Origin of the sequence: Pseudomonas sp. SWRI68 (genome assembly GCF_014269165.1) — a bacterium.
GTDB classification, from domain to species: domain Bacteria; phylum Pseudomonadota; class Gammaproteobacteria; order Pseudomonadales; family Pseudomonadaceae; genus Aquipseudomonas; species Aquipseudomonas capeferrum.
Map to the genome: position 1 here is coordinate 76,908 of NZ_JABWRU010000005.1, position 20,784 is coordinate 97,691.

Here is a 20,784-nt window from a genome sequence, read left to right on the forward strand (position 1 = left end):
GGCCGCGTTGCGGCCCCAGGATGTCACTGCCAATTAAGGTCAGAACGTCGCTTTGACCTGCAAACCGACGACCAACGCATTGTCGATGGCTTTGCCCGAAAACGCCCCAGGCTCGATGATGTACTGCACATCCGGCCGCAGGTTCAGCCAAGGGGTGGCCTGGTAGCCGTAGCTCAGTTCGATCAACTGTTCAGCGCTGTCGATGTCCGGGAACTGCTGGCCTGCGTCGAACGCGGCGTCTTCCAGCACATCGCGGCTGCGCGGGTTAGGCACGGCGCGGCCATAGCCCAGGGCCACGGTATCGCGCGGGCGGCCTTCGAACGGCTTGTACAGCACCACGCCGGCGCCATACCACTTGGTGAACGGCGAAGCGGCCTTGCTCGATGCCGAGTACTGGCCAAAGGCATGCAGGCTGCGGCCCGGCGAGCCCTGGTCGTTCCACACGGCCTGGTCGATCAACAGGTAATGGCCGCCACGGCCGGACACGTCCTTGTCGCTGCCGATACGTTTCACATCGGAGCTGTCGTAGTAGTAGCCCAGCTTGTACTCGCCTGGCAGCTCGCCTTGCAGTTTGTACACCAGCTCCACCGGCACCACGGTGCCGGTGGTGTGCTTGGGCCCCAGGTGCCAGGCACGGCTGGAGTTGCCGTTGCTTTCGGGGTCGACGTTGAACGCCGCCACCCGCAGCTGCCAGGACGGCGACAGGTCGTATTTGACCCGCACGCCCAGGTGCGCGTTGGGGTAGTTGGTCCAGCCGCTGCCGCCGGACATGTTCAGCGGGTGGCCGCAGAAACCGGCGTTCATGAAGTTGCACAGAATGCCGCTGTCCAGGCCGCCGAGGTCGTTGCCCATGGCCATGTAGCCGAGCTTGACGTTGAGGGCCGGGGTGAACAGGGTGCGCTCGTAGCTCAGTTCGGTCAGGCGGGTGTACAGGCCACCGAAGTTCTCCTGGATCGGCAGGCGGTTGCCCACCAGGTCTTCCGAGGCGCTGTTGCCGCGGCGGTCGTTGATGGTCAGCTGAACCTTGCCGCCGTTCTCCAGGCCATACAGTTTCGACAGGTCGAACTGTACGCCAAGCTTGAGGTTCTGCGAGTAACGGGCCGAACGGTGCAGGCCGCCGTGGGCGTTGTAGGCGGTTTCACCGCTGTAGTCGCCGGTGAACTTGACGCCGTCTTCTTCGAGCTGATGGCGCAGGCCACCCCAGTCACCGGTCATCGTGCTGCGGTTCATGAGGTCGCCGTCGGCGAGGGCACTGCTGCTGGCCAGGGCAAGCAGCAGGGAAGACGTGATGCGAATTGCGGATGGCATTGCGGGGTCTCGATTGATCTTTCAGGGCCTCATCGCTGGCAAGCCGGCCCCCACAGGTTCCGTGTAGGGCCTGTGGAAGCCGGCTTGCCAGCGAGGGGGGTGACGCGGTTTATGGCAGTGCGTAAGAAATCACGTAGTCGCCACGGTCAGTTGACTGACGCGCGCCACCGGCGGTGATCACCACATACTGCTTGCCGGTTTTCGGCGAAACGTAGGTCATTGGGCCACCCTGGCTACCCACCGGCAGGCGGGCCTTCCACACTTCATTACCGTTGCTGCTGTCGTAGGCGCGCAGGTAGAAGTCCTGGGTGCCGGCGATGAACACCAGGCCGCCTTGGGTCGACAGCGTACCGCCCAGGGTGGGCAGGCCGATCTTGATCGGCAGGTGCATGCGGATACCCAGCGGGCCGGTGTCCTCGACGGTGCCGACCGGTACCTGCCAGGCGATCTGGCGGGTTTTCATGTCGACGGCGGTGAGGGTGCCAAATGGCGGTGCCTGGCAGGGGATGCCGGCAACCGACAGGAAGCGGTTCTTGTTCACCGCATAAGGCGTGCCCTTGAGGGGGACGGCGCCCATGCCGGTGTTCAGTGCTTCGCCACCCGAAGCGGCATCGCCTTTGTTCTGCGACGGGATCATCTGGATCCACAGGCCCAGGCGCATGTCGTTGACGAAGATGAAACCATGCACCGGGTCGGTGGAAATGCTGCCCCAGTTCATGCCACCCAGCGAGCCCGGGAAGCTCAGCGACAGGTCGGTGCCCGGCGCGGTGTACAGGCCGTCGTAGCGCATTTTCTTGAAGTCGATGCGGCACAGCAACTGGTCATACGGGGTAGCGCCCCACATGTCCGATTCGGTCAGGGTCTGCGCGCCGATCTGAGGCATGCCTACCGATTTCGGCTGGGTCGGGGAGTACGGCTCATTGGGGATGTTGCTCGGTTTGACCGGTACTTCGTCGACCTGGGTCAGCGGTTTGCCGGTGGCACGGTCAAGCACGTAGATCTGCCCGGCCTTGGTACCGATCACCACCGCAGGCACGGTCTTGCCGTCGTCCTTGGTGAAGTCGATCAGGCTTGGCTGCATCGGCAGGTCGAAGTCCCAGAGGTCGTTGTGTACGGTCTGGTAGACCCATTTCTGATTGCCGGTGGTGGCATCCAGCGCCAGTACCGACGCACCGTAGGTGTGATCCAGCGTGTTGCGTTCAACGCCATAGATGTCGGTGGACGACGAACCCATCGGCAGGAACACGGTGTTCATGGCCGGGTCGTAGGACATCGGTGCCCAGCTGTTCGGGGTGCTGCGCACGTAGCTGCTGCCGTCGGCCGGGGCGTTGCGGTCTTCCGGGTTGCCTGGGTCGAACGCCCAGCGCATGGCCCCGGTGATGACGTCGAAGCCACGGATCACGCCGCCTGGCATGTCGGTCTGGACGTTATCGGCAACGCGACCGCCAACCACCACGGTGGTACCGGCCATCAGCGGCGCGGACGACAGTTGGTAGAAGGAGTCCGGCACGTCACCCAGGCCGGCCATGAGGTTGACCTGGCCGTTGTTGCCGAAGCCCTGGCAGAACTCACCGGTGTCGGCATCGACTGCGATCAGGCGGCCGTCGATGGTGTTGGTGAGCAAGCGGCGCTGGCAGTTGGCACCGGCCGCCACAGTGGCCGAGGCAATCGGCGAGCTGTTCGGCTGGGTCGGTTGGGCCAGCGGCGCGGTGGCGTCGAAGTAGGCCATGCCGCGGCAACGCTGCCAGACCTTGGACTGGGCGTTGATTGCGTTCTTCCACAGCTCTTTGCCGGTGTCGGCGTCGAGTGCGATCAGGTTGTTGTGCGGGGTGCAGATGAACACCTTGTTGCCAACCTGCAGCGGGGTCAGTTGGTCCTCGGCGCCGTTGCCGTCGCTGATGGCGACGTCACCGGTGTGGTAGGTCCAGGCCACCTTCAGCTTGTTGACGTTGTCACGGTTGATCTGGTCGAGCGCAGCGAAGCGGCTGCCACCTTCGGTGTTGCCGTAGTGGGCCCAGTCCTTCTGCTCCTTGCCCGCTTCGACCGGGGTCATGCCAGGGCCTTTGCCGGTAGGGGCGACGCTTGGGTGGGCGACGAACATGTTGCCTGCAGCAACCACCAGCGCCACCGCCAGCACACCGGCGATACCGTAGGCGCCACGCCCGGTGGTGCCGCCGTTGGCGCGGACCAGCAGCGGGTAGACCAGCGCCACCACCATACCGATCGCGGCGAACATGAACACGCGGGAGAACAGCGGCCAGAACACCAGGCCCGCGTCGATCAGTGCCCAGATCGCGGTGCCGATCAGGAACACGGCATACAGCCAGGCCCCAGCGACCTTGCGACGGGCGATGAGGATACCGGCGATGGCCATGGCCAGCCCGCCGACCAGGAAATACCAGGAGCCGCCGAGGCCGGCCAGTTTGATGCCGCCAGCGGCCAGGAGCAGGCCGAGCAGGGCGACGATAACGCCCAGGCCGACCAGAATGAGGGTTGTGGCGCCAGAGGCGCGCGGTGTTTCTTTCATGCCAGGGATCTCAGCAGGTGGAATGTGCGCAGTTTAAGCCCTTAGCAAGCTAATTAACAAGTTAGTACAAAGTTTTGTGAGGCTGATTGTCGCAGGGCTGAACTGGCCAAGGTGTCGGCAAAAGTCTAGATCACGCGCTGAAAATTGCAGTAAACCATGCGTTCATGCGGGCTATGCAATCGGTACTCATACTTTGGTCGAGTCGCTGCCCACGAAAGCCTGCAGCACCTGCAGGCCCCGATTGCACCGCACAGCCTCAGTCGGGCCACGGGGTGGTGCTGCTGTAGAACACCGCGAGCCAAACAGTCGGGGTACCGGGTGCGGTCCATTCCACGCGGTGGCGGTAATGCGCCGGGATGTCCAGGCAATCGCCAGGCTCCAGCAGCCGGGTATGGTTTTCATGCTCGAAGCGCAGGCCGGCTGCGCCGCTCAGCAGCACGATCCATTCACCTTCGGCCTGGTCGTACCAGTACCCCGTTGGGCTGCATTGGCCGCTCGAGACAATGCGCTCTATCCGCACACAGGGGCGGCTGAGCAGCTCGTCGACCCGCTCGGCAGAGGTCGGGTCGCAGGGCGGGAGGGGGCTGAGCACGTTGAGGGGCACCATGTGTCATCTCGTTCAAAGGGAGGTGCTTCCACTATGGACGTGATTGCCGGGCCGCGCGCTTCTTGACCCGCCCACTAGATTGTAGGACCGTTCCGAGTTTTCAACGATGGGCGAAAAATGGACAAACTCCTGGCCATGAAGATGTTCGCGGCGACCGTCGATGCTCAGGGGTTTTCTGCAGCAGCGCGCAAGCTCGGGCTGGCGACATCGTCGGTGACACGCTTGGTCGATGCCTTGGAGGCGGAGCTTGGGGCGACCTTGTTGAACCGCTCGACCCGCCAGGTCAGCCTGACCGAGGCGGGCGCCCGCTACTACGCGCGTACCCGGGGCATCTTCGAAGCGTTGGACGAAGCCGATGCCAGTGTCGCCGACCGGGGCGAGGAGCCGGTCGGCGTGCTGCGCCTGTGCCTGCCAGTGGAATTCGGGCGCCGGGTGATCGCGCCGCACCTGGGGGCGTTTCTGGCCAGGCACCCGGCCCTGGAGCTGGACATCGACCTGAGCGATCGCCTGGATGACTTGCTCGATGGCCGTTACGACCTGTCGATCCGCCTGGGCGACCCTGCGCCGAATGATGAGCTGGTGTGCCGCCCTCTAGGTCGGTTCGAGCGTTGGCTGGTGGCCAGCCCCGCCTACCTGAGCGGTCGCGAAACGCTGGCCCACCCGCAACAGTTGATGGAGCACGCCTGCCTGCGTTTTCGCTATGGGCAAAAAGCTCGCCCCTGGCGCCTGTCTCGCGGGCAGCAGGTGCTGGAGCTGGACGTGAGCGGGCCGCTGCGCAGCGCCAATGCCGACCTGTTGCGTGAAGCCGCGCTGGCGGGTAGCGGGATTGCCCTGCTGGCCGACTGGCTGGTGCGTGAGGATGTGGCTGGCGGCGCACTGCAGCGCGTGTTCGCTGATTGGCAGGTCAGCCCCGGCACCGCCAATGAAAGGATCAATGCGTTGTACTTGCCCAACCACCGCGGCTCGCGTCGGGTGCAGGCGTTCATCGGCTTCTGTGAAGGCTTGCTGGCCCCCTGAAACACCAGCGTTGCGCAGGGTGCAAAGCCCTGTTGCGTGCTGGCCGGATTCTCGCCTGCGGCACGCCTGGGTAAGGTGTGCGGCATATTTCGTCCCATGTCGAGGCACATCCTATGAACCCCTCCCTAGCTGCAGAGCAGCCCTCGGCCATCGGCCTGAGCCGGGCCCTGGTGACACTGCTGGCGTTTTGTTGCGGCGCCATCGTCGCGAATATCTACTATGCCCAGCCCATCGTCGGGCTGATCGCGCCAGACCTGGGGCTTTCCAACGAGCACGCCAGCCTGATCGTTTCCCTGACCCAGCTGGGTTACGCGCTGGGCCTGCTGTTGCTGGTACCGCTGGCCGACCTGCTGGAAAACCGCCGACTGATGATCGCCACTGCGGTGCTGGCCTGCATCAGCCTGCTGTTGGCAGGCACCAGCGGCAGTGGCCAGGGCCAGCTGTTTCTGGGCTATGCGCTGTTGATCGGGTTCAGTTCGGTGGCGGTGCAGATGCTGATCCCGCTGGCGGCGCACCTGGCACCTGAGCAGCAGCGTGGGCGTGTGGTCGGCAATATCATGGGCGGGCTGCTGTTGGGCATTCTGCTGGCGCGGCCGTTGTCGAGCCTAGTGGCCGACCACTTCGGCTGGCGAACCGTGTTCATCGGCGCGGCAGGGGTGATGCTGGCGATCATCGTGCTGCTGGCCCTGACCCTGCCGCGGCGAGTGCCCGAGCACAAGGCCAGCTATGCCGCGCTGATGATGTCGCTGATCGCGCTGCTGCGCCGTTATCCGGTGCTGCGTCAGCGTTCGCTGTATCAGGCATTGATGTTCGCGGCCTTCAGCCTGTACTGGACCGCGGTGCCACTGGCGTTGGCAGGGGAGTACGGCCTGTCGCAGAGCCAGATCGCGCTGTTTGCCCTGGTCGGTGCGGTGGGCGCTGTGGCCGCGCCCTTGGCCGGGCGCATGGCCGATGCCGGGCATGCCCGTGCCGGTTCGCTGGCGGCCTTGCTGCTGGCGCCGGTGGCGCTGCTGATCGGGCTGACTTCGCCTGGCTTCAGCGTGATCGGCCTGGCGCTGACAGGCGTGCTGTTGGACTTCGCGGTGCAGATGAACATGGTCATAGGCCAGCGTGAAGTGTATGCCCTGGACCCGGCAAGCCGTGGGCGGCTGAACGCGGTGTACATGACCAGCATCTTTCTGGGCGGGGCGTTGGGCTCGGCGGTGGCCAGTGCGCTGTTTGCCCAGTTCGGCTGGCACGGGGTAGCGCTGGTGGGCGCCGGGTTGCCCGGGGTGGCGCTGATCGTGTTCCTCATCCAGGCCCGGCGGGGTTTGTAGGAGCGGCCTTGCGTCGCGAAAGGGCTGCGTAGCGGCCCCGACAATCTATGCGGCGAAGCTGAAATCTGGGGCCGCTGCGCAGCCCTTTCGCGACGCAAGGCCGCTCCTACAAACGGCCGCTCAGCGGCCCAGGGGCAACGCCACGCCAATCACGACGAACAATGTCCCGCAGCAGCGATTGAACCCTTTGCCGCCTTTGGCCAGCCAGGGCCGAATGCGAAACGCCAGCCGTGCCAGCAGGTACTCGACCACAAACTCCACGCTGGCAAAGGTCGCCGCCATCACCACGAACTGCAGCAACAGCCCCCGTTGGGGGTCGAGGAACTGCGGCAGGAACGCGCCATAGAACAACAGCACCTTGGGGTTGGCCATGGCCGACAGCAGCCCCTGACGGAACAGGCTCGCATTGCTCAAGCGCGGGGTTCGCTGGGTCACCTCCAGGTGCAGCGCCGGGCTGCGCCACAGCTGCACACCCAGCCAGACCAAGTAGGCGCCACCCACCCACTTTAGGATGCCAAGCACCGATGCAGAGGTTTGCAGCAGTGCACTGAGGCCGAACATCGCCAGGGCGATCAGGGCGCTGAAGCCGAATACCCCGCCAACGATGGTGAACAGGGTGCGGCGCGCGCCATACAGTGCACCGTGGGTCAAGGCCAGCAAACTGTTAGGGCCTGGGGTCAGCGACAGGCCAATGCTGGCCAGCAGGTAGATAAGCCAAGTGTCGAGTGCCATGGGCAATGCCTTGTAGGGTCACAGGGCGCCAGTCTAGGCCACGACGACGTTTTTAGAGGGTATTATCTGGACATTCTATGGTTCAATCCGGACGCCCTGCGATGCCCCCTGATATCCGCCTGCTGATCGTGCCGCTGCCGGAGTTCGCCTTGCTGCCGTTCGGGGCGTTTCTCGACAAGCTCCGCTTCAGCGCCGATGACGAAGACTACAGCCGTCAGCGCTACTGCAGCTGGACCCTGGCAGGACTGACCCGCGAGCCGGTGGCCGCCAGCAGTGGCGTGGTGGTGCAGGTAGAGGCCATCGCCGAACAGCTCGACCTGCAGCAGTACGATTACCTGGTGCTGTTTGGCGGCCGCAACGCCATGGCCACCGCCGAGCTGGCACCGTCTTACAAGGGCTTGCTGAAACGGGCCGCCAAGGCTGGCGTCAAGCTGGTGGGTGTCGATAACGCGGCGTTTCTACTGGCCGCGTGCGGCCTGCTGGAGGGGCACGACGTGGTGGTCCACTGGCGGCATGAGGCCGAGTTCCGTACCGCGTTCCCTCATCTGAAGGTCCTGCGCGATCAGCTTTATTGCATTCAAGGTGGGCGCATCACCTGTGCTGGGGGGACGGCGGCCGTCGACCTGGCCGTAGAACTGTTGTCGCGCGCCTGTGGGCGAGCCCGAGCGCTGAAGGGCCTGGCCGACATGCTGGTAGACGAAACGCGCGATAGCCGCCACGCCTTGCGCTCGCTGGAGCTGGGGGTGGGGCAGGGGCGGCAGGTTCAGCGCGCATTGGCGTTGATGCGCCATCACCTGGGTTCACCGTTGTCGGTCGAGCACCTGGCGGCAGAGCTGTGCATCAGCCGTCGGCAGCTCGATCGACAGTTCCTGGCCAGCCAGGGCATGAGCGCCAAGGCCTGGTGGCGGGAAATGCGCTTGCAGCAGGCGCGCTGGCGGTTGCTCAATTCCAGCCACAGCCTGGCGCAGATTGCCGATGAAGTCGGGTTGGGCGATGCCAGCCACCTGGGCAAGTGCGTGCGACGGCGGTTTGGCTGTACGGCGTTGCAGCTGCGCAGCGGGGCGGCTGCTGGCTGAGGCCGCCCAGGCTGTTCAGGTGCTTATTGCGGGGTACCGAACAAGGCCGTCCAGTAGATCCCGGCATCACTCTTCGGGTCCACCGCATAGGCGGCCCCCAACTCGCGGAAATCAGGGTTCATCAACGTAGCGCAATGCCCAGGGCTGGCCAGCCAGCCGTCGACTACCTTGTGCGCGCTGTCGCGGCCGGCAGCGATGTTCTCGCCGACCTGCTGATACAGGTAACCGGCCAACTCCGCTCGATCGCCGGGGGTACGGCCGTCCTGGTCGATGTGGTCGAAGAAGTTCTGGTTGGCCATGGCCCGGGTGTGGTCGGCGGCCACGCCGGCCAAGGTGGTATTCCAGGTCAGCGCCGGGGCGCCAGCAAAGGGCTGGCCGCCGCACTGGCGCGGCAACTTGCGCGCAGCGTTGATTTCCTGCAGCACCTTCTGCCCCTCGGCTTGCCAGTCACCGAGGCGCCCGCTGAGCAACGGGCGGGCGAGGACGATGCGCCAGTCGCGGCCTTCCTGGCTGACGCCGATATCGACGAACTGCGGGTCGAGCACCACTTGGCAGAAACTCTCTTCGATAGCATGCATGGCCGCTTGTGCATCACGCGGGCCCGAGAGGCTGATCGCCTGCACGTTGACCATCGGGTAGGCAGCGCGGGTCATGGCCTGCTGCAAGTCGCGGGTGCCCTCGGGTGACAATGCCAGGCGGGTGTCGCTGTTGAGGGGGGGAAGCTCCAGCGACGCTTCGCCACCGCAAGGCTGGGCCTTGCTGCGGTAGGCATTGATCGAATCGATCAGTTGCCCCTCTTCGCCAGTCACAGCGAAGGCCCCGGTCGAGATGACCAGGCCCAGCGACAAGGCGGCAACAGATGACAGGACGCGCATGTGAATCTCCCTATGACTGGCAGCGTCGTGGTAAGCGCTGCTCATCCTACACAAGCCCAGGGTTTTTGGCCCGGTATCGTGTAAAGCAATGAAAACGCCGGCAATCGTTGCAGGCGGCAAAAGAGGGAGTAGACCACTGGTCGGGCAAAAAGTGCGATCACTTGGTAATCATTCTTAGTTTCGGCTAGAAACAATACTCAATCGCTTATACCCTATGCCCGCAGTTTCACCGTGCCAGGAAGGCCCCATCCCGTTATCGAGGCGCCTTGCATGGCACGATCCCGTCAGTATCAATCGACCCTTCTCGCCGTCTGCTGTTCCGTGGCCGTTACCGCCCAGGCGGCTGACGGTGTGATCCAGCTGGACGCCACCGCCATCAATGCCGAGTCCGCCAAGCGCAAGGGCGAAGCCCCGGAAGCCTTTGCCGGCGGCCAGGTTGCCCGTGGTGGCCAGATGGGCGTGCTGGGCAATCAGGACATGATGGACGTGCCGTTCACCATGACCAGCTACACCTCGCAGTTGATCGAAGACCAGCAAGCCGAGGACATCGGCGATGTACTGCTCAATGACCCGTCGGTGCGCCAGTCGTTCGGTTTCGGCAACCAGTCGCAGGTCTTCGTCATTCGGGGGTTGCCGCTCAACGGCGATGATGTGGCGTTCAATGGTCTGTATGGCGTGCTGCCCAGGCAGATGATCAGCACCGATGCCGTGGAGCGGGTCGAGCTGCTGAAAGGGCCGAACGCCTTTCTCAACGGCGCCAGCCCCACGGGTACTGGCCTGGGCGGTAACGTCAACCTGCAGCCCAAGCGTGCCGGCGATACGCCGACCCGCCGCTACACCCAGGACATCAGCAGCGATGGCCGCCTGGGTGAGCACCTGGACCTCGGCCAGCGCTTTGGTGAGGACAATCGCTTTGGCGTGCGCCTGAACCTGTCGCAACGTGAAGGTGAAACCGCAGTCGACGACCAGGACCAACGCAGCAAGCTGTTCATCGTCGGCCTCGACTACCGTGGCGACAAGCTGCGCCTGTCTACCGACATCGGCTACCAGAAGCAGCGGGTCAACCATATGCGCAACTCGGTACGCCTGGGGGCTGGCCTGAGCGATATCCCCCGGGCGCCGGATGCCGACCATAATTATGGCCAGGACTGGGCCTGGACCGAGACCGAAGACACCTTCGGCATGGTCCGCGGCGATTACGACTTCAACGACAACTGGAGCGGTTACCTGGCGGGTGGCGTCAAGCACACCCACGAAAACGGTTTTTATGGCACGCCGGTTCTCACTGACGCCGCCAGCGGTGCTGCCACCATCGGCGGCTCGAAAATCCCCCATAACGAAGACAACACCACCTTCATGGGCGGCATCAACGGCCGCTTGCAGACCGGCCCGGTCAGCCACCAACTGAACCTCGGCGCTGCCAGCATCTGGACCCAGCAAGAAAACGCGTTCGTCTTCTACAATTCGCAGGCCACCAACCTCTACCACACCGACCCGTTGCCCAAACCCACCACCCCCACCTTCACCGGTGGCAAGCTGGACGATCCCGGGGTTACCGGCAAGACGCGCAACCGCAGCCTTGCCGTGTCTGACACGCTGGGCCTGTTCGACGATACCTTGCTGGTCACCGTCGGCGTGCGGCGCCAGCAGTTGCGCGTCGAAGGCTATGCCTATGACGGCGAGGGGCCGGACCTTGGCCGCAACGCCTTCTACGATGAGTCGGTCACCACGCCTGTCTACGGCATCGTCTACAAGGTCAACCCGTCGATCTCGCTGTACGCCAACCGCATCGAAGGGCTGGCCCAAGGTGCGACTGCATCGGGCCAGGTGATCAATGCCGGGGAGGTGTTCCCGCCGGCCAAGACCAAGCAGGTCGAGGCCGGGGTCAAGCTCGACTACCAGACCTTCGGTGCCAACCTGGCGCTGTTCCGTATCGAGCGGCCCACCGACGGTTTTGTTCAGGGCGATGTTTTCGTCCAGGATGGCGAGCAGGTCAACAAGGGCGTCGAGCTGAGTGTGTTCGGCGAGCCGGTGCAGGGGCTGCGCTTGATGGCCGGCGGAACGCGCATGGACACCGAGCTGAAAAACACCCAGGGCGGGGCCGATGACGGCAACCATGCGGTCGGGGTGCCGACCTTCCAGTTGAACGCCAGCGTCGATTGGGACGTGCCTGGCTTGCAGGGCGTGGCGCTCAACGCCCGTATGCTACGTACCGGGGGGCAGTACGCCAACCCGGCCAACACCCTCAGCCTGCCGACCTGGAACCGCTTCGATGTGGGCGCACGCTACCGCTTCAAGGTGCAGCAAAAAGAGGTCACCCTGCGCATGAACGTGGAAAACCTCACCGACAAGCACTATTGGGCTTCCGCCAACGGCGGCTACCTGACCCAGGGCGACCCGCGCCTGGTCAAGTTCTCCGGCTCGATTGACTTCTGACCGCGCCGATCAGCGGGCGAGCGCCTGGTGAGGCTTGTAGAACAGAAAGTGCGTGGTCTCGGCCGTCCTGCGGTAGGCCTTGGCCCACTGCGGGTGCACATTGCGGTCGTGAAAGTACAGCGCCCCGCCGGTGGGGTCCTTGAGCTGCTGGTTCAGCGCCTTGCGCGCGATCTCTTTGGCGATGTCGTAGCGTTGCGCCTCTTCAACCTGATCGGGGCGCCCGTCGCACCACCAGGAAAACTGGCAGGCCTTGGTCTCCACGCCCTGCTTGACGACGCCGCAGATGGTGTCTGGGAAGCCATCGTGGCCCAGGCGGTTGAGCACCACGCTGGCCACTGCGGTCATGTCCTTGGCATCGGCACCCTTGGCTTCCCAGTAGATGGTACGGGCCAGACAGGTGATGCTGTCGTCCAGCGGCGACTTGCCGGCCGGGTCGACGGCCTTCACCTCGCCCGGGGTGATGGTCTCGGCCTTTTTCGGTGGCGAGGCATCCTCCACCACCTTTTCCTCAAGCACTTCGGCCTTGTCTTCGGCGACGGCGGCCTTGGCCGTGTCAACTGCGTGCACTGGGCCTGCAAGCAGGGCGCTAGTCAAACCGATCAGCATCCACGAAAAGCGCATGGCCGAGCTTCCGAACTGTGGGTTGAATCACAGTCTAGCCAAGCGTAAGCATTAGCACCAAAGGAAGGGTTGCGGCAGCGGCCACGGTCTGAAGGGCGATGATGGTGGCCATCAGCGGTGCATTGCCGCCCATCTGCCTAGCCATCACATAGGAAGAGGATGCGGTAGGCAGCGCCTGGAACAGCACAGCCACCACCGCCGCCTGGCCACTCAGGCCGAACACGCGGCACAGGCCCCAGGTGGTCAGCGGCATCACCAGGAACTTGAATGCCGACGCCGCCATCAACGGGCGCACCTGTTGGCCGACGCGGGCGCCCCCCAGGGCCGCGCCCACGCAAAGCAGGCCCAGGGGCAGGGCGGCCTGGCCGAGGGCCTTGACGGTAGGCTCAAGCCCTGCGGGCAAGCCAAGCCCGGTGACCCGCAGCAGCAGGCCGCCGGCACAGCCAACGATCAGTGGGTTGGCGAAAATCGCACGCAACACCGTGGCCGGTGAGCTGTGGCGGGCGCTGAAACGGGCGAACACCAGGACGCACAGCAGGTTGACCAAGGGCACGATGGCGGCATTGGCCACCGCCGCCAGGGCGATGCCGGCACTGCCATAGATACCGGCGGCCAGGGTGGCGCCGATGTAGTTGTTGAAGCGTACGCCACCTTGGAATACCGAGGTGAAATCGGCGCCGTCATGGTTGACCGCACCTTGGTAGAGCACCAACAGCAGGGCGCCGAGCAGGGTCGAGAGCATCAGCACACCGACCATGCCCAGCACCGGCACCCCGTCGAGGTTGGCAGTGGCCAGGCCGTGGAGGAACAGCGACGGCAGCAGCACGTAATAGCTCAGGCGTTCAGCACCGGGCCAGAAGGTTTCGGCAAGAAAACCGCGAACACGCAGAAAGGTGCCCAATGCGATCAGCAGGATGATCGGTAACAGCGTGGTCAGCAGCAGGTGGAGCATGGTCGGCCTTCCGTAGTCGGGTACTGCTACAGCCTACGGGGGCGCTTTGGTTTGGAAAAACGTTGTTTTCTTCAGCGACCGTTGAGAATAAATGCACGGTTGCTTTGGGCTCAGGCCTCAAGTGCTGTCTTCAGTACCGCGCTCAAGTGGCGCCGCTGACTTTTTTCATGTTCCAGCAGCACCACCCGCCGCGTCAGTTGCGGCTCGCCAAAGGGCAGGCAGGTGGCCGCCGGCAAGCGTTGCAGGTCTTCGTCGGCCATGGGGATAATCGCCACCCCCAGGCCCATCACCGCCATGCGTGCCAGGGCTTCTTGGCTGTCCAGCTCCATCTGTTCGCTCACTTGCAGGTGCTGGCGGCGCAGCTCCTGTTCGATCTGCCGCCCGGCCCAGGCGCGCTTGTCGAAGCGCAAAAACGGTTGGCTGGCCAACAGCGCTGGCAGGCTCTGGCCCGCCAGCTCGGGGCTGGCGATGGCCCAGAAGCGGTCAGCGAACAAGGGTGTGAAGACCAGGCTCTGGGGGTAGGGGCTGATTGGCTCGGTGGTGATCGCCGCATCGAGTTCGCCGTCTTCGACGCGCCGCGCCAGTTCCGCCGACATGCCTGAAGCGACGCTGATATGCAGCTGCGGGTGATGGGTCTTGATCCACAGCAGCGCCTTGGGCAGGCGCCGGGCCAGCACGGTGTGGATCGCCCCCAGGCGCAAGCGGCCGCGCAGGCTCGGGCCACTGGTCAAGGCGTCGGCCAATTCGTCATAGGCGCCGAGGATGCCCTCGGCGCGCGCTACTGCCAGCTGGCCGGCTTCGGTCAGCACCACCTGGCGCCGGCTGCGATCGAACAGGCTGACCTGCAGCTCGTCTTCGAGGCTCTTGATGTGCAGGCTCACGGCTGAAGGGGTGAGGCTGAGCAGGTCTGCCGCTCGGGCAAAGGTGCCGTGGCGGGCGATGGTCACCAAGGTGCGCAGGGCTTTGAGGGACACGCTGAAAGCCTCCAGGGCTGAGCGGACGGTAGCGCATTGTCAGCGCCGGCCCGGTCGCCGGCAAGCCGGCAGATGCCGAGATCAGCGTTTGACCTGCCCATACGCCTGGCTGATGCGGTCAATCACCATGGCCAGGGCCACGATCGCCAGCCCTGCTTCAATGCCCTGGCCGACGTTGAGGGTCTGAATACCGGCCAGTACATCCTCACCCAGGCCGCGCGCGCCGATCATCGAAGCCACCACCACCATCGACAACGCCATCATGACTGACTGGTTGAGGCCGGCCATGATGCTCGGCAGGGCCAACGGCAGGGCAATGCGCTGCAGCCGCTGCCAGCGGCTGGCGCCCAAACCGTGTGCGGCTTGCAGCAACGACGGGTCGATCTGCCGCAAGCCCAGGTCGGTCAGCCGCACCAGTGGCGGCAAGGCGTAGATCAGGGTGGCGAACACTGCCGGTACCTTGCCCAGGCCAAACAGCATGAGCACCGGGATCAGGTAGACGAAGGCGGGGAGTGTCTGCATCACATCCAGCACCGGCATCAACAACCGCCGAGCCAGCGGGCGTGACGCCAGCAGGATGCCCAGCGGCACCCCGACCAGCACGCACAGGCCGGTGCTGACCAGCACCAGGGCCAAGGTCTGCAGCAGCTTGTCCCACAGCCCGAGCACGCCGATCAAGGCCAGCAGAGCAACCATCGCCACGCTGCGCAGCACGCTGCGGCTGGCATGCCAGGCGAGCAGCCCGACCAGCAGCAAGAGTGCCCACCAGGGCAGCAGGCGCAGCAGGTTCTCCAGGCTTACCAACAGTTGCAGCAGCTGGTCCGAGACGCTGCGCAGGTGATCGCCGTAGTTCAGCACCAGCCAGTCGACCAGTTGGTTGACGCGTTCAGCGAAGGAAAACTGCAGCGCTTCGGGAAAGCCGCCACTCATAGGCTGCCCTCGACCTTGGCGGCGACCTCTGCCGGCAACCAGGCTTTCCAGACGTCTGGGTTGTCACGCAGGAAGGTGAGGGCAGCCTTGTTCGGCGGTGTGCGTTTTTCGCTCATCTCGGCCAGGGCGCGGTTGAGCCGATCGATCGGCAGGTCGACCTTTTCGAACACGGCCACCAAATCCGGGTAACCCTCGTGGAACGCCTTGGACACGCCAATCGACAATTTGGCCGGCAGTGACTGGCTGCCTTGCGGGTTGGGGTTGCTGGCATCTGTCAGGGTGGCCCAGGCCTGGGCATTGAAGGGCGGTTCTTGCAGGCGTATCAGTTTGTAGCGCCCCATCAATGGGGTCGGGTTCCAGTAGTAGAACAACACCGGTTGACCGCGCCGGATCGCGGAGCCGATTTCGGCATCCAGCGCCGCGCCGGAGCCACTGCGAAAGTTGCTATAGCTGTCGCTGAGCCCGTAGGCCTTGAGCTTCTGGCTGTTGACCGTTTCGGAGGTCCAGCCGCTGGGGCTGTTGAGGAAGCGCCCTTTGGCCGGCGACTCGGGGTCGCGGAACACCTGTGGGTAGCGCTTGAGGTCATCGACACTGCGCAGGTCCGGCGCCAGGGCCTTGAGATTGCGCGAAGGGTCGCCTTCGATCACGTAAGCCGGCACCCACCAGCCTTCCTCGGCGTGCTTGACGGTATCGCCCAGAGCGAACACTTGCCCGGCCTGTTCGGCCTTGACCCAGGCGGGGCTGCGCCCGGCCCACTCCTCGGCGATCACCTGCAGGTCGTTGCGGGCCAACGCCACTTCCATGCTCACGGTGCTGCCAGGCAGGGTGTCGGTGGGGTAGCCATACCCACGCTCGACGATCAGCCGCAGTATTTCGGTGGTCAGGGCGCCGCTTTCCCAGCCAATGGCGCCAAAGTGAATGGGCGTGGTGCGCTCCGCTGAGGCGGCGCTGTCGGTGCTGGCCAGGCCGGCGGCGAGCAGCAGGCTGGCCAGCAACGTTGGAATTTTTTTCATCGGGGCCTCGTGGGTTGTCATTCCAGTTGCCGCGAAAGTGTAGTCGAAGGTACTTGTAGCCGAAGTTGCTGCGGCCCCTGCTGCACCAGCAGGAACCGCTTCTGTCTAGGCGCGTTGGATACAGGTTGCAAGGCTAAGCACCTGTGCCCGCGGCCGCTGGGCATGTAGCGCTGACAGGAGTACGCAATGGGTTTCAATCTGGATTTCGTGTATTACCGCAACTTCAGGTTCGATGGGAAGTTTCATGTGCGTTGCACAGGGGACGACCTGCACAAGGTCAAGTCCATCCAGTATCTACTTGAGCGCGAGGTCCCCGAAGGTGTGGTTCAGCTGGATGCCGTTAACGTGCTTTCACAGGTTCACAGTGGCACGGTCGCCAATCATGGATGCCCGGCCACCCTCAGTTGCGAGGTGCTGGCAGGTACCTACAGGGTCACCCCGCTGGTCACGCTGATCGACAGCGAAGTCATCAAGCAGGACCTGGACGCTGATGCAGACGCTACCTTGCGTGAGGGGCCATTGCTGATCGAGGTCAGTGAAGGTGAACTGACCCGGCGCATTCTTGATACGGTGCCGCTGTCGTCGTCCAACACCCGGCGAAGGCGGGCCACGCAGGAGGGCGCAACGCTCCCGCCTCTGCCTGAAGGGCAGCGTTACCCCGCGCTGATTCTGGTGTTCAGTGAAGGGGGCATGCGCGTTTCATGGCTGACGTGCAAGCTGATGCCAGCTCGTCATTGGCCCATGATTGGCCCGGCCTTCAGCAAATCATTGACCTGCAACCGTTTCTGGAACCTCACGAGCGTGAGCATGAGCACTTGCAGGTACTCGCCAACCACTACTGGGTCGAGCAGCCGCAGGGCATGCCCAACGCAACCTTCAGCGCCCTGGTCCAAAGCCTGAATGGGCTTGCGTACGTTGAAGACACCGCACTGCTCCCACCGCAACTCGAACCGGGCAATCTGCTGGCCTTCGCTGCTGCCGCTGTCATCGCGACGCTGCTGACTGGCGGCGCCTACGCCGCTGGCACCAATGCCAATGAGCAAGCGCAGCCCACACCCGACTTTGAAGCGCTGCAGCGCTACCTGAGCGAGCCAGACAGCAGCGCCAAAGGCTTGAACATCCGCAACGCATGGCAGGCGGGTGTGCAGGGCAGAGGGGTACGCGTGCATTTCTCCGACGGTGGGCTCTATGCCAATCACGAAGACTTGCGTGGTAACCCCAGGCTCAAAGTCATCCCGCCAACAGTCGATTCGGAGCCTGACCACGGCACGGCTTCGGTGGGGGTGTTGCTGGCACATGACAATGGGTTGGGCATGACCGGTATTTGCCATGCCGCGGAGTTGTTCCTGTATGACAACCGTGCCTACGATGCACGTGGGTATTCTCAGACACTGAAAAAGCTGCTGGCTTATGCAAGGGCTGGCGATATCGTTGGCGTCAACCGCCAGACAGCCAATGTGAATGTCCTGGGGACCTTCCTGCCCTCTTTGCATGACAGGACCTGGTGGGATGTCACCCGGTCGCTGACCGAGCGAGGCGTAGTGGTGCTCAATGCGGCGTGCAATGGTACCAGCGTGTCCGATCACAACGCCCGTACCACTCAAGGTTACGGCGTCGACCTGGAGCAGTGGCGTTACTTCGACGACCATGGTGAGGCCGATGCAATTCTGGTGGGCGCCTGCCATTCCTGGGATGGCAAACCGCATCAGTACTCCAATTACAACTATCGCTACCGCATGCTCAATGGCTGGGGGGATAGCGTCGCAACGCTAGGGTATGGGGCATTGCAGGACAAGAACGGGCACGATCGCGACTACACCAGCACCTATGGGGGGACCTCCAGTGCCACGCCGATGGTGACCGGTGCCCTGGCCTTGATCCAGTCGTATGCCATCGAGCAGCACCACCTGTACCTGAACGCCGACCAGATGCACCTGCTGGTGATGCAATCGGGGTATAGGGACGCTACGTTGCCCGACGCCAGCAGGCTACCCATGGGCGCCCGGCCGAATGTGCTGGGCGCCTTGGTGTTGCTCGATCAAATCCTCCAGGCCGGTCGGTTTCACTTGCCGGACGATGGTTTCTGCGGCGACGAGTGCGCGCCTCAGGCCTAGACCCGGAACTGATCCATCAATGCCTGCTGCTGGTTGGCCAGGCTATTGAGCGACTGGCTGACCCGCGCCGATTCGTTGGCCTGCCCTGACAGCGACTCGGTCACATCACGAATGGTCGCGACGTTGCTGTTGATCTCCTCGGCCACTGCGCTTTGCTCTTCGGCGGCCGAGGCGATCTGCAGGTTCATGTCGGTGATCACCGTCACTGCTTGGCCGATGCGCTGCAGCGCGGTGACGGCCTGGCCGACTTGTTCCACGCCACCCTGGGCCTGGCGGTGGCTGTTGTCCATGGCGCCGACCACTTCGCGGGTACCGGCTTGCAGGGCTTCGATCACCTGGCGGGTTTCTTCCACCGATTCCTGGGTGCGTCGGGCCAGGTTGCGCACTTCATCGGCGACTACGGCAAAACCACGGCCTGCCTCGCCGGCGCGGGCAGCTTCGATCGCGGCGTTGAGCGCCAGCAGGTTGGTCTGTTCGGCAATCGAACGGATCACTTCCAGCACCGAACCGATCTTCTCGCTGTTCTGTGCCAGGCCTTCGACTTCGGCCATGGCGTTGTTCATGTCGGCAGCCAGGGCGTCGATGCTGTGGGTGGTGCGGTCGATCACGGCCAGGCCTTCACGGGTGGCCTGGTCGGCTTCACGGGCCGCCTGCGCGGCCTGGGCGGCGCTGCGGGCAACGTCCTGGGCGGTGGCGCTCATCTCGTGCGAGGCAGTCGCCACCTGGTCGACCTGGCGGTACTGCTGCTCCATGCCGGCGCTGGTTTCGCTGGCGATGGCCGAGGACTGGTCGGCGGTGCCTCGGGCGGCCTGTACCGATTGCTTGACCTCGGCAATGGTCGGCTGCAGCTTGTCGAGGAAGCGGTTGAACCAACCCGCCAGCTCGCCCAGTTCGTCGTGCTTCTGGTAGGTCAGGCGACGGGTCAGGTCACCTTCGCCGCTGGCGATGTCCTTGAGCATCGCTGCCACACCGAGAATCGGCCGGGTAACACCGCGGGCCATCAACCACACCAGCAGCAGGCCGGCGATCGCAGCGGCCAGGCCCAGGCCCAGCTCCAGCAGGGTGCCGCTGGTGTTCAGTGCGTCCAGTTCCTGCTTCAGCGTTTCGGCAGGCCCGGTCAGCGCGTTTTCCGGTACATCCAGCAGCACGCCCCAGGGCTGGGCGCCGGGGATCGGCTCGAAGGCAGCAAGCACCTTGAGGCGCTGCTGGTCATGCAGGATGCTCAACTTGCCTTCGGCCAGCTTGCGCACCAGTTCGGCACCCTTGGCCGTGTCGACCTGGTCGAAGCGCTGGGCCAGCTTGCCGGCATCGGCGCTGTAACCGGCCAACAGGCCCACCGGGCTGAGGATGCCGACGGTGGTGCGGCCTTCGTACAGACTGCGGCTGGCATTCTGGGTCAAGGCCTGCAGGCTGTTGAGGTTGATGTCGATGGACAGGGTGGCGATCACCTTGCCGTTGACTGCCAGGGGGAAGACGATGCTGGTCATCAGCACCCGCTGGCCATCGATGTCATAGAAGTAGGGCTCCACCACGCAGACCTTGCCAGTGTTGCGCGGGCACACCCACCAGGTGTTGGCGGGCTGGCCGCTGGGGCCGATCTCGGTGTTGGCCATGTCCTGTTCGGGCAGGGCCATGGCCGTCAGCTGGCCGGCACGCGGTTGCGACCAGTACAGGGCGAAACGCCCGGTTTCGTTGCTGCCCAGCTCGGGCTTGGCGGTGAACAGGTTGTCCTTGTTGTCCAGCGCGTTGGGCTCGAACACCAGCGACAAACCGAGCAGGTCAGGGTTGGCCTGCAGCGCGGCACGTACCTGGCGCGTCATGTCCTCGCGCAGGTCGTAGGCATCGAGAAAGCGCTTTTCGGCCTGCTCGCGCAGGAACAGTACCTGGCGGGCGAAGCCGGCGCCGTACTGGTAGGCGTCCATGAACTGACGGCGAATGTTCAAGGCCTGCACTTCACCTTGCGACTCGATGCGCCCCTGGGCCGCCTCGGTGAGCATCTGCATGCTGCTTGCCTTGACCAGGTCTGAACTGTGGTCCATGCGGTACAGCGAGAGGCCGACGAGCAGGGTGACGATACCGGCCAGGCAGAGACCGGCAAGCAGGGTGATCTTCCACTGGATGGAAAGTTGTCGCAAAGGCATGGGCGAATCCCTTGTAATAGTGCTGGCTGACGACTGTGTCGGCCGTGGCGCTTTTTTCTTTATTCAAACGTTCAATTTAAACTCGAAGGGGCTGGGTAATGCGCCGACACGTGGCGCTTTTGACATCTGCCGCCCACTGCTTCAG

Annotated in this window: 17 protein-coding genes; 6 read left to right on the forward strand and 11 right to left on the reverse strand. The window is 64.2% G+C overall.

Going from position 1 to position 20,784, the window contains the following annotated elements:
* Positions 1-39: 39 nt before the first annotated feature.
* From HU770_RS09975 to HU770_RS09985, 3 genes are all read right to left on the reverse strand, one after another.
* Positions 40-1,308 (reverse strand): carbohydrate porin, encoded by a 1,269-nt coding sequence (locus HU770_RS09975; protein WP_186663572.1) that lies wholly within the window; start codon positions 1,306-1,308, stop codon positions 40-42.
* 109 nt (positions 1,309-1,417) lie between these two features.
* Positions 1,418-3,835, reverse strand: coding sequence for a glucose/quinate/shikimate family membrane-bound PQQ-dependent dehydrogenase (locus tag HU770_RS09980; protein WP_186663573.1), 2,418 nt, complete (start codon positions 3,833-3,835; stop codon positions 1,418-1,420).
* 256 nt (positions 3,836-4,091) lie between these two features.
* A complete protein-coding gene (locus HU770_RS09985) occupies positions 4,092-4,442 on the reverse strand; it encodes a cupin domain-containing protein (protein WP_186663574.1) in 351 nt (116 codons plus the stop codon).
* A 117-nt stretch (positions 4,443-4,559) separates the two neighbouring features.
* Here HU770_RS09985 and HU770_RS09990 point away from each other — a divergent pair, with 117 nt between their 5' ends.
* Together HU770_RS09990 and HU770_RS09995 are read left to right on the forward strand one after the other, a co-directional pair.
* Positions 4,560-5,459 carry a LysR family transcriptional regulator gene (locus HU770_RS09990; protein WP_186659588.1) on the forward strand — a complete coding sequence of 300 codons (900 nt, stop codon included), beginning with the start codon at positions 4,560-4,562 and terminating at the stop codon, positions 5,457-5,459.
* Positions 5,460-5,572: 113 nt separating this feature from the next.
* A complete protein-coding gene (locus HU770_RS09995; RefSeq protein ID WP_186663575.1) occupies positions 5,573-6,775 on the forward strand; it encodes an MFS transporter in 1,203 nt (400 codons plus the stop codon).
* Positions 6,776-6,895: 120 nt separating this feature from the next.
* Here the strand turns inward: HU770_RS09995 and HU770_RS10000 are convergent, their stop codons facing one another.
* The gene (locus HU770_RS10000) at positions 6,896-7,507 is read right to left on the reverse strand and encodes a LysE family transporter (RefSeq protein WP_186660441.1); all 612 of its coding nucleotides are present in this window, start codon (positions 7,505-7,507) and stop codon (positions 6,896-6,898) included.
* A gap of 101 nt (positions 7,508-7,608) precedes the next feature.
* Here HU770_RS10000 and HU770_RS10005 point away from each other — a divergent pair, with 101 nt between their 5' ends.
* Positions 7,609-8,583: a helix-turn-helix domain-containing protein gene (locus tag HU770_RS10005; protein WP_186660439.1), complete on the forward strand. Its 975-nt coding sequence runs from the start codon at positions 7,609-7,611 to the stop codon at positions 8,581-8,583.
* A gap of 23 nt (positions 8,584-8,606) precedes the next feature.
* On the opposite strand, the gene HU770_RS10010 is transcribed toward HU770_RS10005, so the two are convergent.
* Positions 8,607-9,458, reverse strand: coding sequence for a CAP domain-containing protein (locus HU770_RS10010; RefSeq protein WP_186663576.1), 852 nt, complete (start codon positions 9,456-9,458; stop codon positions 8,607-8,609).
* 270 nt (positions 9,459-9,728) lie between these two features.
* On the opposite strand from HU770_RS10010, the gene HU770_RS10015 reads away from it, so the two are divergent.
* A complete protein-coding gene (locus HU770_RS10015) occupies positions 9,729-11,894 on the forward strand; it encodes a TonB-dependent siderophore receptor (RefSeq protein ID WP_186663577.1) in 2,166 nt (721 codons plus the stop codon).
* Between the two features lie 9 nt (positions 11,895-11,903).
* On the opposite strand, the gene HU770_RS10020 is transcribed toward HU770_RS10015, so the two are convergent.
* From HU770_RS10020 to HU770_RS10040, 5 genes are all read right to left on the reverse strand, one after another.
* A complete protein-coding gene (locus tag HU770_RS10020; protein ID WP_186663578.1) occupies positions 11,904-12,515 on the reverse strand; it encodes a cell wall hydrolase in 612 nt (203 codons plus the stop codon).
* A 34-nt stretch (positions 12,516-12,549) separates the two neighbouring features.
* Entirely contained in the window at positions 12,550-13,467 is a 918-nt protein-coding gene (locus HU770_RS10025; RefSeq protein ID WP_186660430.1) for an AEC family transporter, read from the reverse strand.
* A 110-nt stretch (positions 13,468-13,577) separates the two neighbouring features.
* Entirely contained in the window at positions 13,578-14,441 is an 864-nt protein-coding gene (locus HU770_RS10030) for a LysR family transcriptional regulator (RefSeq protein ID WP_186660427.1), read from the reverse strand.
* Positions 14,442-14,522: 81 nt separating this feature from the next.
* Entirely contained in the window at positions 14,523-15,371 is an 849-nt protein-coding gene (locus HU770_RS10035; protein ID WP_186663579.1) for an ABC transporter permease subunit, read from the reverse strand.
* Positions 15,368-16,384 (reverse strand): ABC transporter substrate-binding protein, encoded by a 1,017-nt coding sequence (locus HU770_RS10040; protein WP_186663580.1) that lies wholly within the window; start codon positions 16,382-16,384, stop codon positions 15,368-15,370. Before HU770_RS10040 ends, HU770_RS10035 begins: the two co-directional genes overlap by 4 nt.
* Positions 16,385-16,570: 186 nt before the next feature.
* On the opposite strand from HU770_RS10040, the gene HU770_RS27040 reads away from it, so the two are divergent.
* Both HU770_RS27040 and HU770_RS10045 read left to right on the forward strand, forming a co-directional pair.
* Positions 16,571-17,284, forward strand: a complete 714-nt coding sequence (locus HU770_RS27040) for a hypothetical protein (protein ID WP_238347479.1) — start codon at positions 16,571-16,573, stop codon at positions 17,282-17,284.
* Complete coding sequence (locus HU770_RS10045; RefSeq protein ID WP_238347480.1) at positions 17,245-18,498, forward strand: S8 family serine peptidase; 1,254 nt, start codon at positions 17,245-17,247, stop codon at positions 18,496-18,498. The genes HU770_RS27040 and HU770_RS10045 overlap by 40 nt, the downstream gene beginning before the upstream one ends.
* Here HU770_RS10045 and HU770_RS10050 read toward each other — a convergent pair.
* Positions 18,495-20,639 (reverse strand): methyl-accepting chemotaxis protein, encoded by a 2,145-nt coding sequence (locus HU770_RS10050; protein WP_186660420.1) that lies wholly within the window; start codon positions 20,637-20,639, stop codon positions 18,495-18,497. The genes HU770_RS10045 and HU770_RS10050 overlap by 4 nt on opposite strands.
* Between the last annotated feature and the right edge of the window lie 145 nt (positions 20,640-20,784).

Excerpts from the sequence above, each read along its gene's own strand:
- HU770_RS09980 (WP_186663573.1), bottom strand. The coding sequence starts at position 3,835 with ATGAAAGAAACACCGCGCGCCTCTGGCGCCACAACCCTCATTCTGGTC.
- HU770_RS10035 (WP_186663579.1), bottom strand. The coding sequence starts at position 15,371 with ATGAGTGGCGGCTTTCCCGAAGCGCTGCAGTTTTCCTTCGCTGAACGC.
- HU770_RS10005 (WP_186660439.1), top strand. The coding sequence starts at position 7,609 with ATGCCCCCTGATATCCGCCTGCTGATCGTGCCGCTGCCGGAGTTCGCC.
- HU770_RS10000 (WP_186660441.1), bottom strand. The coding sequence starts at position 7,507 with ATGGCACTCGACACTTGGCTTATCTACCTGCTGGCCAGCATTGGCCTG.
- HU770_RS09995 (WP_186663575.1), top strand. The coding sequence starts at position 5,573 with ATGAACCCCTCCCTAGCTGCAGAGCAGCCCTCGGCCATCGGCCTGAGC.
- HU770_RS27040 (WP_238347479.1), top strand. The coding sequence starts at position 16,571 with ATGGGTTTCAATCTGGATTTCGTGTATTACCGCAACTTCAGGTTCGAT.
- HU770_RS10015 (WP_186663577.1), top strand. The coding sequence starts at position 9,729 with ATGGCACGATCCCGTCAGTATCAATCGACCCTTCTCGCCGTCTGCTGT.
- HU770_RS10010 (WP_186663576.1), bottom strand. The coding sequence starts at position 9,458 with ATGCGCGTCCTGTCATCTGTTGCCGCCTTGTCGCTGGGCCTGGTCATC.
- HU770_RS09985 (WP_186663574.1), bottom strand. The coding sequence starts at position 4,442 with ATGGTGCCCCTCAACGTGCTCAGCCCCCTCCCGCCCTGCGACCCGACC.
- HU770_RS10040 (WP_186663580.1), bottom strand. The coding sequence starts at position 16,384 with ATGAAAAAAATTCCAACGTTGCTGGCCAGCCTGCTGCTCGCCGCCGGC.
- HU770_RS10025 (WP_186660430.1), bottom strand. The coding sequence starts at position 13,467 with ATGCTCCACCTGCTGCTGACCACGCTGTTACCGATCATCCTGCTGATC.
- HU770_RS10045 (WP_238347480.1), top strand. The coding sequence starts at position 17,245 with ATGCCCAACGCAACCTTCAGCGCCCTGGTCCAAAGCCTGAATGGGCTT.
- HU770_RS09990 (WP_186659588.1), top strand. The coding sequence starts at position 4,560 with ATGGACAAACTCCTGGCCATGAAGATGTTCGCGGCGACCGTCGATGCT.
- HU770_RS09975 (WP_186663572.1), bottom strand. The coding sequence starts at position 1,308 with ATGCCATCCGCAATTCGCATCACGTCTTCCCTGCTGCTTGCCCTGGCC.
- HU770_RS10020 (WP_186663578.1), bottom strand. The coding sequence starts at position 12,515 with ATGCGCTTTTCGTGGATGCTGATCGGTTTGACTAGCGCCCTGCTTGCA.
- HU770_RS10050 (WP_186660420.1), bottom strand. The coding sequence starts at position 20,639 with ATGCCTTTGCGACAACTTTCCATCCAGTGGAAGATCACCCTGCTTGCC.